The following is a 12,998-nucleotide window of genomic DNA, read 5'->3' as shown; positions in this document are numbered from 1 at the left end:
TAGCAATAGAATGTAATGCCATCAACTTTATTCTCGTTATTTAATCTGGATTTAAAATTAATCTTGCAATGCAAAAACAGACTTTAACAAAGATGTTGTTCTTGCTGATATGTTAGTTCTTATTTCTTTTTCCTTATCTCCCACTTTTACAAATAATCCGTTGATAGCCTGCGTTGTAACGTATGATGTTAAATTAGGCTCTACCTTTTTCACAAACGGAATCTGGTTATATTGATTGATAATATCACTCCAAATTTTATCAGCTCCTACTTGGCTAAGCGAGGCTTGTATTTTAGGAGCAAAAGCAGCCTGCAAAGCGGGAAATGTATTGTTTTTCAGGTAGGTTGTTGCCGCTTGCGAATCGCCTTTCAAAATTCTCATTGCATCATCAAATGTCATATTTTTTATAGCCGAAATAAAAATAGGTTTTGCCTCATTTACAGCATTTTCAGCGGCTTTGTTTAATATTTTTAGACCTTCATCTGCCAACGACCCCAATCCGATATTTCTTAAAGCAGAATCTACTTTTTTTAATTCATCAGGCAATAAAATCCGAACGGCTTGGTCTTTAAAATATCCTCCATCTTTGCTAAGAATATCCACTCCGTTTGAAACCCCAAATTCCAAGGCTTGCTTTAATCCGTCTGCTACATTAAAACCTGTATTTGAAGTAGTTGAATTAATTACTTGTTGTAATTCACCACAGCTATTCAATGTTAATGAAGCCAACAAAAGTAAAGGAAAAACTGTTTTTCTCATTATTTTATTTATTCTGTTATTACTTATTTATTCGTTGATTTATATGTTGATATAAACTATAATTTATAGCATAAAAAATAGGCAATGTTAACGCAATACCAAAACCAAAAAACAAAACTCCGGAAAATCCTAAAATCACGCCTACAAAAAGTACAATTAAAGTTGTAAACATTTGTGGAGCTACTCTGGCTGAACTTTGCTTCATTGAAACTTTAAGTGATTGATTTTCAAAAATAATAATTGGTATTGTTAGCGTAAACAATAAAGACAATATCACTGATACAGAGAAATTTACAGAAGCAAGACCTAATTTCATCAAAAGAAATTCTATAAACAATTTCACAGCCATCAACCCAACGACAAAACCTAAAATTCGTGTCGTAAAAGTGGAATTATAGTACGAAAAAAGGACTTTATAACTGGCTTCTTCTCCCCTATCTTTCATATCAAAAACTTTATAAAATCCTGCTGACATCGGAGCTATAATACACTGAATCAATAAGATAAACAAATTAAACTTTATTTGGAATTGCGGCGTGAGAATTATTTCCTGAATTACCTGAGGATTTTCAATTACGCTTTTCATTAAGTGTTCTTGTGAAACTCCAAAAAGTACAGGGAAAATCAACATATATATTCCTAAAATAATCGAAATTACAGAAGTTGAACCTAATATATTAATTATAAAAGAGTTACGATATGTTTTAAAAGCGTTTTTTAAAATATCCAATAAAAGCATTTTGTATGAAATATAATTTAATTTTTGTTAAAAAAGAATATAAAACCTCTAATTTTTGTGTGAAATATTAACGAATTAATTTTATATCTCGCAAATATATAAAAATATAAGCCACACAACGAAAAAAACTAAATTATTTTACTGAAACGCAAATTTCATTGCTCTTTTTCATTATTTTAATACCTTTGTGCCTTTCCATTTTTATTAATTTTCAAAAGGTTAAAATATGTTTGTATATCTTATAATTGGTGTTGTTTGCTTAGGAATCGGATTCTTTTTGGGGAATTATATAAATAAAATCAAAACTGAGAACTTAATTTCATCAAATAAAAGCCGTGAAGAGCTACAAAAACGCTCTTTGGAAGAATTGCAACAACTTTTGGCAAGTGAAAAACAAGAAAAAGAAGTTTTTAGAGACCAAAAAGACGAATTAAATTTGCTTTTGACCAAAAATGAATCGGAAAAAGAGTTTTTATTAACAAAATTAAAAGAAAAAGCAAAGGAAACTGAGCTTCTGCAAGAGAAGTTCTCAAAAGAATTTGAGAATTTGGCAAATAAAATTCTGGAGGAAAAATCGTCCAAATTTACAGAACAAAATAAAGAAAATCTCAAAAACATCTTAAGTCCATTACAAGAAAAAATTAAGGATTTTGAACAAAAAGTAGAACACAGTCAAAAAGAAAACATAAGCATTCATTCTGCTCTAAAACAGCAACTTATCGACCTTCAAAATCAAAATTTGCGTATTACCAAAGAAGCTGAAAACTTAACCAAAGCCCTCAAAGGTGATAGTAAAATACAAGGAAATTGGGGAGAATTGGTTTTGGAAAAAGTTTTGGAAAAATCAAATCTGGAAAAAGGAAGAGAATACACCATTCAGGAATCTTTCACCCGAGAAGATGGCACAAGAGTCATTCCCGATGTGGTAATTCATCTGCCAGATGGAAAAAAAATGATAATTGACTCAAAAGTTTCTTTAACTGATTATGAGCGTTTTGTAAATGCCGAAGAAGAGGAAAAACCTATTTTCTTAAAGCAACATATCAATTCAATAAAACGACATATTGACCAACTTTCAAGCAAAAAATATGAGGATTTATGTACAAATAGCCCTGATTTTGTGTTAATGTTTATCCCGATAGAACCCGCCTTTGCCATTGCGTTGCAAAGTGATGATTCATTGTACACAAAAGCCTTCGCTCAAAACATTGTTATTGTAACTCCAACCACTTTATTGGCGACGCTTCGCACAATTGATTCAATGTGGACAAATCAAAAACAACAAGAAAATGCGTATGAAATTTCACGCCAAGCAGGAGCTTTATACGACAAATTCGAAGGCTTTATTACTGATTTGATTAAAATAGGCAAAAAAATGGATGAAGCTAAGTCCGAATACGGTAATGCAATGAATAAATTAGTAGAAGGAAAAGGAAATATTGTACGAAGTATCGAAAAATTGAAAATAATGGGAGTAAAATCAAAAAAATCGCTCCCCGAAGCCATCTTAAAAAGAGCAATGCCTGAAAAAGAAGACGAAAATGAAGAATAATCGCAGAGTTACTTTTTAAAAAGATTGTGTAAGTACGAAATTTTTGTGAATTAATCCTTCATCCATTCCTTCAGAGTAATAGTTTTTGTTGTGTTTCATCAGGTAAATATACTTTATATATTTCTTAATACGGTCACTCATTAAGGAATTTATATTCATATCTCCTATGAAATACAGGGGAACTCTTTCTGTATTTATGTTAAGCTGTTCAACCGAAAAAAGAATAAAATAGAGAAAGTCATCCATTGTTTGATATTCAAATCGATTGAAATAATACAGCTTTTTATCTCTGAAAACTACAAAGTAAAACGAACTTTGCTCTGCATACACGTACATAATCTCATAAGCGTGTGAAGCGTAATGTTTCAAAAGCATCCTAAGCAATGAAGATGCAAAATGCTGATATTCAAACGTTCCATAATACTCAATTAAAATATTATTTATAAAAATATCCGGAATAAAAACATTTACTGTTTCAATGGGAATAATTCTGTCATAATCAACAAAATTTTCTTTCAGCGAGGAAACATCAATACTATATTTCAAATATTCTATCGCTTCTTTCTTACCCATAAAAAGAGCCTGCGGAATGAATGTAAATATTGGCGTATTATGAAACACCTTTATATTATTAAAATCCTGACGTAAATCCTCCTCAGAATCCAATATGGTATGAATCTCCCTTTCAATGTCCTGTTTGTTTTTATAGTTGAAATTTATTGGGAAATTGTAAATAGACTCAACGTAATTTAACACAGGATTGAAGACACAAAAAGAAAGTCCATCCAAGTTAATTTGAATGGACAATTCCTTGAAATAAGTTCTAAATATACTATTTTCTTGCTGTCTTTGCATCGTATGACGTAGGCCAGTTACCGTTTGTACTCAATTCTTCCAAAGAACCTACTTTGATATCTGCACCTTTAACATCTTCCACTGAATTTTTTGCAACTTCTTTTTCTACTTCATTTTTGTCAAGCCCCCAAAGTACTTTAACTTTAGGTACGGAAACTTCAAAAACAGAAGCAGAATACCCATTTTTGTCAAGAGAAGCTGTCTTCATCACAAATTCTTCTTTTGGATTTTCAGCAAAAGGAACATATCTAAGATTTTTGTAACGGTCAGAATTTTTAAACAACGAATCTTTAACTGATACATACCCTAAAGTATCAACCACAACTCCTTGTTTTAAAACATCAATTTTAAATGTCTTATCGTATTCTGTCCAGCTCGTATCACGCTGAGATGTAATTGTAAACTTCTCAGTTTCAATAAACTTAGTCAAGTCATCAAAACTATTTGCATATTTCCCTGTTACAACCCGATGTGCCTCTTGAGCATCACGAATATCTTTTAACTTACCGATTACTGCTGTGTAACGTTCTGTTTTAATTTTGTTAAATTCAATAGGACCGGTAACTGATTTATAAATCATAAAGCAAAAAAATAAGCCCACAGCCCAAAGCGCAATTTGTAAAATTTTTTTCATCTTTTAAAAATATTTTTTTCTTGACTGGTTTACTGCAAAGCTACAATTTTTTTTTATTCAAAAAAGCTTTTTCGTAAAAAAAATTATATTTTTGGCATCTCTATGGATTCATCAATGGATAAAAATACCTTTTTCAACGGGCTTTCAAAGGTCTTTCCTCACACTCCCACAGCATCTCAAAACATTGCTTTGCAACTCCTTACTGAATTTTTATTAAGTAAAAATTCCTCCGAAAAACTATTTTTACTCAAAGGATTTGCAGGAACAGGAAAAACTTCCATTATTAACTGTTTGATACAAAACTTACCCTCAATCGGGCACAAAGCCGTACTTCTTGCTCCTACCGGACGAGCTTCAAAAGTAATGTCCAATCTTGCAAAACAGCAAGCTTTTACCATTCATAAGCACATTTACTTTCCAAAAACAAATGGAAAGGATTTTTCTTTTACGCTGAAAGTCAATAAGTTTAAAAATACTTTATTCATTGTAGATGAAGCCTCAATGATTGCGGATAGCAGCGAACATTCTTTTGAACAGAATTCTCTTTTGGATAATCTCATAACGTATGTTTATTCCGGACAAAATTGCAAATTGCTCTTAATGGGAGATTCTGCTCAGCTACCTCCCGTCAACTCCGATTATAGTCCCGCTTTAGATATCAGAAATTTAGAGATTCGATACAACAAGGAAATATCTCATATTGAGCTTGATGAAGTAGTTAGGCAAGAAAAGAAATCTGGAATTTTGTACAATGCCACAAAAATCAGAGAACTTCTTTTTAATTTTTCCTTCCAGAAGAATTTCAGGTTCAATATCAAAAATTTCAAAGATATTGTTCGATTAACCGAAGGAACTGAAATTCAAGACGCTATAGAAAATTCATATTCCCATTATGGTTCAGAACAAACCGCAATTATTGTCCGTTCAAATAAAAGAGCTGTACTCTACAATAAGCAAATCCGAAAGGTAATTTTGGATAACGAAAATGACCTTTCTGCAGGAGATTTGCTTATGGTCGTAAAAAATAATTATTATTGGCTGAAGGATTCTCCTGAAGTAAGTTTCATTGCCAATGGCGATACTTTGGAAGTTCTTCAAATCTATGCCTTTCGGGAATTATACGGATTTCGATTTGCTGAAGCTAAAGTACAACTTGTTGATTACCCGAATCATCCTCCGTTTGACACGGTTCTTCTTTTAGATACTCTTGAATCTGAAAATCCATCACTTACCTATCAAGAAAGTAATCGGCTTTATGAGGAAGTCTTACTTGATTATCAAGATGAAACTTCGGCATATAAAAAGTACTTAAAAGTTAAAGAAAATCCTTTTTTCAATGCTTTACAAGTCAAATTTTCGTACGCTATCACTTGTCATAAAAGCCAAGGAGGACAATGGGACGCTGTTTTTATTGAGAAACCTTATCTCCCAAACGGAATTGATGAAAACTATCTACGTTGGCTTTATACCGCACTGACACGTGCCGTTCAAAAAGTATATCTAATTAATTTTCAGGAAGATGATTTTAAGTAAATTTTTTGAATAATTCTTAAATCGCTACTTATTTCTTCCCTTCTCATTTGGGTAAAGCTCAAAAACGGGGTCGCTTTGCCAATATTCTTTAGTATCAATATCCATAATTGAAATTCTTCCTTTGAATGCTGCTCCCGTATCCACATTCCATACATTATTGGCTGTCATTGGTTTATCAGTTCCTAAACGAGTGGTTGGCGTATGCCCTATAAATGTTTCCGAATATAACAACAAACGGCTGGGATACTTGCTATCTTCAGGCGAAGTTTTGACCGATGTTGCTAATTCCCAGAGAGTTCTGTCCCAATAGAACATTTCAGGAAAATACTCAAAATCAACACCTCTGAGATTGGTAAATCCTGCGTGGACAAATAGCCGATTATTGCCATCTAAATAATAATTTTCCAAACTTGAAAGAAATTTGATATGTCTTTGCCTTACTTCATCCGAAATATTTTGGTAGGCTTTCTCTGTAGCATCTCCTCCGTGATAATACCACATTTTTTCCATCGAAGCTCCTTGTAAAAATTCAAGACAAAGAGCATCGTGATTTCCCTTGATAAACAAACAGTTATAATGCATTTTGAATTGTAGCAGAAAGTCAAGTACTTCAGGGGTTTGGCTCCAACCATCTGAATAATCTCCTAAAAATATAAAAAAATCATTTTTTCTTATTTTTACTCTTTCAAGAACCTGAACCAGAGCCTTATAAGCTCCGTGAATATCTCCAACGACTAAAGTTCTTCGGGAGTTAGTAACCGATTTCTCCATCAACGATTGTATTTTAATTTTCGCAATATTCTTAATGTTTCTTTTAATGAGCTATATGCTTCTTTATCAATTTCTTTTAATTTTGGTCGTGCTTCTTCCAAAAATTCTTTTACCTCCAAGTGCCCGTTCAAATAACATTCTAAACATATTGAAGGTAGAGTTGAAATATCACATAACTCTTTTTCTGTCAGAGCATTATCATTAATTATTTTTTCTAAAATAGCCCGATTTTTACTCCATACATTACCTATTTTCTTTTCATCATAAATAGGAGGAGAGAAAATAAGTTCTTGTTCTATTTTATAAGTTCCATTATTTGAAAAATCTATTTGAACAATCTCCAAAGGGTGATAATCTTTCTGATTTTCAATTCCTAACTGAATATATTCTATTATAGAAAACGTATTTTCTTCAACACGAATTTCAACTTTGTCAAGATTAGAAAAAAACAAACGTACCTGTTCGTTAATAAGCTCAATATCAACTCTGGAATACATTTTTTTCTCATTAACAATCTTAGGCTTTCCCGCCCAACAAAGCACAAATTGTTCCCTAAAAACCAAATAATGCGACTCTAAATCTTTATGGCGATGATTTATGAAATTAATAACTCCATCTAAAGTATGCTGAATGTTATTGCTTGATGTTTTTTCAATTTGCTGAACAATCTCCGAATTAAAATCTTTCAGCTCAAAATCAGCATTTTGTATCTTGCTGTTGCTTCCCTCTCTTTTAAAAATCGTATCTTTTGAATATTTCCATATACCTTTGGAAAGAGAGCAAATCTTCTGTGATGAAGTTACAGTCACCAATCCCACCACTTTGTCATTTGGTAAATCCGGAAAAATAATATTTTCGTAAGTAATTGAAGGAGCGTTATGCAGGTAGGAATTTATCAAATTTTGAATACGGCTATCATCAAAAAAATCCACTCCCACTATTTCACGCGATTCATCTTCTACTCCTATGATAATAAATGCTTTATTATACGGATTGGAATTCGCTAAAGCACAAATTATCTTTAAAAATTTCGCTTTTCCTTCTCTGCTATTCAAATCAATAAAACGTTTTCGGTCATAGAAACTGTTTTCATCACTATGTCCTAACAAATTTTTTATTAACAAACGTTTATTGACCATTAGCTTGAGAATTCTTTTATCAATTTTACTTCAAAATCAATTGGTTTTGTATCACAAAGATATAATTTATTTTTCAGAAAGCAATTTTTTTGACATCAAGCTTCTAAAATAGTTATTCACTATACAAGCAAAACCTCCAACCTTTGAATTTCAAAAATTGGAGGTTTTTATTTTATTTCTCACTTTATTCTTCGTTGTGTAAGAATTTTTTCTTTGCCTCAAGTTCTTCTGTTGTTTCTTGATTGTCTTCATCAGGTATGCAACAATCTACAGGGCATACGGCTGCACACTGAGGTTCCTCGTGAAAACCTATACATTCCGTACATTTATCAGTTACAATGAAATAGAAATCATCACTAACAGGCTCCTGTACTTCGTCTGCGTTTAACTGTTTTCCGTTGGGCAAAACTATCTCCCCTTTCAAAGCCGTTCCATCGCTATAACGCCAATCATCAGCTCCTTCGTAAATAGCATTATTAGGGCATTCAGGCTCACAGGCACCACAATTTATACAATCATCAGTAATCTTTATCGCCATAAATCTATAGTTTTCTTGTTTTTAAAAATTATGGGGGCAAAGATACGTTATTTTTTAAATATAATGTTTGTATCTGAAGGCGTAAAAGTACAATAAACTCAGAAATTTAGAATGATTATAATTCTCTGTTTACATCCCAATTTTCAAGATATTTTGCTATAAACTGCACAAACATTCCTCCTAAAGCACCATTCACAACACGGTGATCATAACTGTGAGATAAAATCATTTTATAACGGATTCCTATTACATCACCTTCAGGAGTTTCAATAACCGCCGGAACTTTTTGAATTGCACCAACAGCCAAAATACCCACTTGTGGTTGATTGATAATAGGAGTACCGAACAAAGTCCCAAATGTACCTATATTCGTCACTGTATAAGTTCCGTCTTTTACATCATCAGGAGCTAATTGACCTGCTCTGGCACGTGTGGCTAAGTCATTGACAGCCTTCGCCATACCTCTCAAACTTAACTGATCAGCATTTTTGATTACAGGAACGATAAGGTTTCCGTCAGACAAAGCCGTAGCCATACCAATATTTATATTTTTCTTTTTGATGATGGTTGTTCCTTCAACCGATATGTTCATCATCGGATATGCAATCAATGCCTTAGCAACCGCTTCCATAAATATAGGTGTGAATGTGAATTTTTCTCCTTCACGTACCTCAAACGATTTTTTAGCTTTACTACGCCAATTCCAAACCCGAGTCATATCTACTTCGATAAAACTCTGAACGTGAGGTGAAGTATGCTTGCTGGCTGACATATGTTCCGCAATGAGTTTGCCCATTCGTGACATTTCAATCAGTTCATCTCCTTTTCCTATTAATTCGGCCTTTCTTTCAGCAGGAATTTCAAACTGAAAAAGAGGGGTTTGAAATGCTCTTGATGCCGATTCAGATGGAACGTTTGCTCTATTTTCCAAATAATCAAGCATATCTTGTTTTGTAACTCGATTATCCAATCCGGTTCCTTTAATTTTCTCTAATTCCTGTAGTGAAATTCCCTCCCTTTTAGCAATACTTTTCACTAAAGGAGAATAGAAACGCTCTGTATCTGAGTACTGAGTTTTTGAAGATTCGGCAGTTTGCAACATTGTTTCCTTTATTTCAGTAATTTCTTTTTCTATCGCTTTCGCCGTAGTTTCAACTTTTGTTTCTTGTTTTTCCTCCTGAACGGCTTCTGTTTCAAGAATAGCCATAACTTCACCAACTTTTACCACTTGGTCAACTTGAAAACAAATCTCAACAAGCACCCCTGAGACTTCCGAAATTACCTCCGTATCCACCTTATCTGTAGCTACTTCAACAACTCCCTCCTCTGCCTCAACAGTTTCTCCTACTTTTTTTAACCAATTCGTAATTGTTGCCTCTGCAACACTTTCCCCCATTTTGGGTAATCTTAACTCGTATTTAGCCATTTCCTTAAATTGTAGTTATTTAGAGATTAGTTCTTACACCAATCGGTTTTTTTTATTATACACAAAATACGCCCAAAGGTATGAAAAAAATTGGAACTAAATATTTTTGAGTACTAAATAATTATTAAATTTTTAATTATTGAAACCTGACTTTTTTCATTTTCAAGTTTTTAAAGAATGTTCAAAAGGAACTCTTTGTGTGATACTTCTTCCTAAAGTAACTTCATCGGCGTATTCTAATTCGCCTCCTACCGAAATACCTCTCGCTATGGTTGAAACAGTGATGTTATATCGCTCTATTTGCCTGAAAATGTAGAAGTTGGTTGTATCTCCTTCCATTGTATTGCTTAATGCAAAGATAAGTTCTTTCACATTGCCTTCCTCCACCTTTTTTATTAATGAGCTGATATTCAAATTTGAAGGACCTATCCCATCAATAGGAGAAATCTTCCCACCCAAAACGTGGTATTGACCAAAAAACTGCCCTGTATTTTCAATAGCCATCACATCACGAAAGTCTTCCACCACACAAATAATTCCTGTATCCCGACTGGGATTGCTACAAATTTCACAAATATCAACATCTGAAATATTATGACAATTATTGCAATATTGAATATTTGTACGTAAATTTAATATTGCATTTGCCAACCTAACAGATTGTTCTTCAGGTTGTTTTAACAAATGTAAAGCAAGACGCAATGCAGTTCGTTTCCCAATACCAGGCAATTGTGCAATTTCATAAACTGCATTTTCTAAAAGTTTTGACGAAAATTCCATTGTGCAAAGGTAAACAAAAGTTAAATTTTCTTTTCAACAGAATGTTCAAAAATCAAAAAGAAAGTCAAAATACATCCATAAACCATATTCAACATACACAAACACTAAGGTTATAAAGAAAATAAAATTTTAAAAATCAATGATTTAAATATTTTATTTAAAATAAGTCTAAATTAATTTTGTCAAATAAAAAAAGTTACATACCTTTGCCGTGTTGTTAGTAATATTGTTCGTCATCGCAAAGTGTATATTTTATACTCCATTTGCAATCCATTATGAAGATTACTTTTCGTGTTCATTTTGAAACAGTTGTTATTTTTCTTCATAACGAATTAGTTAGTTTTAAGCTAAAAAGCCCATTTTTCAGAATGGGCTTTTTCTTTTCGCATTGAATATAAGCGAAAAATCATCCCTGAATAGTTCTTGTTTCTTTTGTTTTTTTAATTAAATTTGCAGTTGATTAAAAATTGGAAGAAATGAAACTAAATATATTTATCTTACTGATTTTAATAAGTTTAACAGGATTTTCTCAAAACCAAGAAGGCTTTACAGGTTCAGGTTTAAAGACGAGGCAACATCCATTTCCTACTGAAAACTATACGGAATTGCCCAATCCGGTAGCTACCGATTTACAAAATTGGAATTCAGTGAAAGGCATCAACATTGGTTGGGGGTCAACAGATGTTCGTTATAAAAAGGAAGAACCCGCGAATAATTTGGAACAAACCAAACACCTAAGAGCTTGGAGGGGAGAACGTATTTCTGCTCAAATAGTCATCTCAAATGCGGACAAAGACACTGAAATATCCATAGAAATATCTGATTTAAAAAACAGCAGAAATAAAATTGGAAAGGAACATTTTGAATCTGCTTTTGTGCGTTATGTAATGACTGACCAGCTCAATAAAGATGGTAAAGGAGGTTGCGGATATCGCAAATCTGCCGATTTTGATTCTACTCTCGTTGCTGATGTCCTCGACCATCACATAAAAAAAATGGAGATTACAAAGCATTCATCTCGTGGAGTTTGGATAAAGTTACAAATTCCTCAAAACACTAAAAAAGGCAACTATAAAGGCTTTGTTACCATAAAAAATAAAACCAAAATTCTGAAAAAATTACCTATTGAAGTTCAGGTTTTGGAACGAACACTTCCTCAGCCAAAAGATTGGAAATATCATTTGGATTTGTGGCAGAATCCGTATGCAGTTGCTCGCTACTTCAACGTAACACCTTGGTCTGAAGCTCATTTTGAGTATTTAAAGAAAGAAATGAAACTTTATGCTGATGCAGGCGGAAAATCCATCACAGCTTCAATAATGTACGAACCTTGGGGTGGACAAACACAAGACGCTTTCAACTCTATGGTGATGTGGATAAGGAAGTTAGACGGTTCGTGGCATTTTGACTTTGCGATATTCGACAAATGGGTCGAATTTATGCATCAAATGGGAATAACCAAGCAAATCAACTGTTATTCAATGGTTCCTTGGAAATTATCTTTTCAATATTTCGACCAAGCTACCAATCAATTGCAAAGTATTAAAACACAACCGGGTGAGTCTCAATATGAGCAAATGTGGACGGCTATGCTTACCGCTTTTGCAAAACATCTGAAAGCAAAAGGTTGGTTTGAAAAAACCTTCATTTCAATGGACGAACGCCCTAAAGAAGTGATGTTAAAAACTTTGAAAATCATCAAAAATGCCGACCCTAACTTCAAAATATCCTTAGCAGGTGATTGGCATCAGGAATTGGAACCTGATCTGGACGACTATTGCGTTCCGCTACACACCAAATACGAGCCAAAAATTCTCGAAAAAAGAAAAAAACAAGGCAAAGTAACTACCTATTATACCTGTTGTACAGAGCCTTATCCAAATACTTTTACTTTCAGTAAACCTGCCGAAAGCGAGTGGCTGGCGTGGTACGCAGCAAAAGACAATTTGGACGGATATTTGCGTTGGGCACTCAACAGCTGGACGTTAGAACCTTTGTTGGACAGCCGTTTCAGGTCTTGGGCTGCTGGGGATACTTATCTAATCTACCCGATGGGAAGAAGTTCCATACGTCTTGAACGAATGCTGGAAGGCATCCAATTTTATGAAAAAGTAAACATTTTACGTGAAGAATTTCAGAAAAAACAAAATTCCGAAGAACTCAAAAAAATAGAAAAAGCCTTACAACTATTCGATGAAAAAACATTGCCTCAACATCCCGCATCGGAAGTTACAAAAAAAGCAAGAGAAATTATCAATTCATTATAAATCAA

Annotated in this window: 12 protein-coding genes; 3 read left to right on the top strand and 9 right to left on the bottom strand. The window is 33.2% G+C overall.

All coding sequences use genetic code 11. The annotated features are described in order from the left end of the window. Positions 1-57: 57 nt before the first annotated feature. The gene (locus tag GN105_RS06885; RefSeq protein WP_155284664.1) at positions 58-759 is read right to left on the bottom strand and encodes a DUF4197 domain-containing protein; all 702 of its coding nucleotides are present in this window, start codon (positions 757-759) and stop codon (positions 58-60) included. Between the two features lie 19 nt (positions 760-778). Beyond that, positions 779-1,498, bottom strand: coding sequence for a hypothetical protein (locus tag GN105_RS06880; protein ID WP_155284663.1), 720 nt, complete (start codon positions 1,496-1,498; stop codon positions 779-781). 226 nt (positions 1,499-1,724) lie between these two features. On the opposite strand from GN105_RS06880, the gene GN105_RS06875 reads away from it, so the two are divergent. Further along, positions 1,725-3,050, top strand: a complete 1,326-nt coding sequence (locus GN105_RS06875; protein ID WP_155284662.1) for a DNA recombination protein RmuC — start codon at positions 1,725-1,727, stop codon at positions 3,048-3,050. A 15-nt stretch (positions 3,051-3,065) separates the two neighbouring features. On the opposite strand, the gene GN105_RS06870 is transcribed toward GN105_RS06875, so the two are convergent. Together GN105_RS06870 and GN105_RS06865 are read right to left on the bottom strand one after the other, a co-directional pair. Continuing rightward, positions 3,066-3,905, bottom strand: a complete 840-nt coding sequence (locus tag GN105_RS06870; protein ID WP_155284661.1) for a DUF3822 family protein — start codon at positions 3,903-3,905, stop codon at positions 3,066-3,068. Next, positions 3,883-4,539, bottom strand: coding sequence for a hypothetical protein (locus GN105_RS06865; RefSeq protein WP_155284660.1), 657 nt, complete (start codon positions 4,537-4,539; stop codon positions 3,883-3,885). The genes GN105_RS06870 and GN105_RS06865 overlap by 23 nt, the downstream gene beginning before the upstream one ends. Positions 4,540-4,653: 114 nt before the next feature. Between GN105_RS06865 and GN105_RS06860 the strand changes: the two genes are divergently transcribed. Next, positions 4,654-6,072 (top strand): ATP-dependent DNA helicase, encoded by a 1,419-nt coding sequence (locus GN105_RS06860; RefSeq protein ID WP_155284694.1) that lies wholly within the window; start codon positions 4,654-4,656, stop codon positions 6,070-6,072. A gap of 24 nt (positions 6,073-6,096) precedes the next feature. Here the strand turns inward: GN105_RS06860 and GN105_RS06855 are convergent, their stop codons facing one another. The 5 genes from GN105_RS06855 to recR form a co-directional block, all read right to left on the bottom strand. Beyond that, the gene (locus GN105_RS06855) at positions 6,097-6,843 is read right to left on the bottom strand and encodes a metallophosphoesterase (RefSeq protein ID WP_155284659.1); all 747 of its coding nucleotides are present in this window, start codon (positions 6,841-6,843) and stop codon (positions 6,097-6,099) included. After that, positions 6,843-7,982, bottom strand: coding sequence for an ATP-binding protein (locus GN105_RS06850; protein ID WP_155284658.1), 1,140 nt, complete (start codon positions 7,980-7,982; stop codon positions 6,843-6,845). Before GN105_RS06850 ends, GN105_RS06855 begins: the two co-directional genes overlap by 1 nt. Positions 7,983-8,166: 184 nt before the next feature. After that, on the bottom strand, positions 8,167-8,520 hold the full coding sequence (locus GN105_RS06845; protein WP_095896507.1) for a 4Fe-4S binding protein: 354 nt from the start codon (positions 8,518-8,520) through the stop codon (positions 8,167-8,169). A gap of 115 nt (positions 8,521-8,635) precedes the next feature. Then, the gene (locus GN105_RS06840) at positions 8,636-9,946 is read right to left on the bottom strand and encodes a dihydrolipoamide acetyltransferase family protein (RefSeq protein WP_155284657.1); all 1,311 of its coding nucleotides are present in this window, start codon (positions 9,944-9,946) and stop codon (positions 8,636-8,638) included. Between the two features lie 162 nt (positions 9,947-10,108). Then, on the bottom strand, positions 10,109-10,726 hold the full coding sequence (gene recR, locus GN105_RS06835; RefSeq protein WP_155284656.1) for a recombination mediator RecR: 618 nt from the start codon (positions 10,724-10,726) through the stop codon (positions 10,109-10,111). A gap of 476 nt (positions 10,727-11,202) precedes the next feature. Between recR and GN105_RS06830 the strand changes: the two genes are divergently transcribed. Further along, positions 11,203-12,993, top strand: a complete 1,791-nt coding sequence (locus GN105_RS06830; RefSeq protein WP_155284655.1) for a DUF4091 domain-containing protein — start codon at positions 11,203-11,205, stop codon at positions 12,991-12,993. Positions 12,994-12,998: the final 5 nt, after the last annotated feature.

It is taken from the genome of Capnocytophaga felis (assembly GCF_009684755.1).
Taxonomy (GTDB): Bacteria; Bacteroidota; Bacteroidia; order Flavobacteriales; family Flavobacteriaceae; genus Capnocytophaga; species Capnocytophaga felis.
Note: the sequence above shows the minus strand (reverse complement) of the source record. Positions and strands in the feature narration are given on the sequence as shown.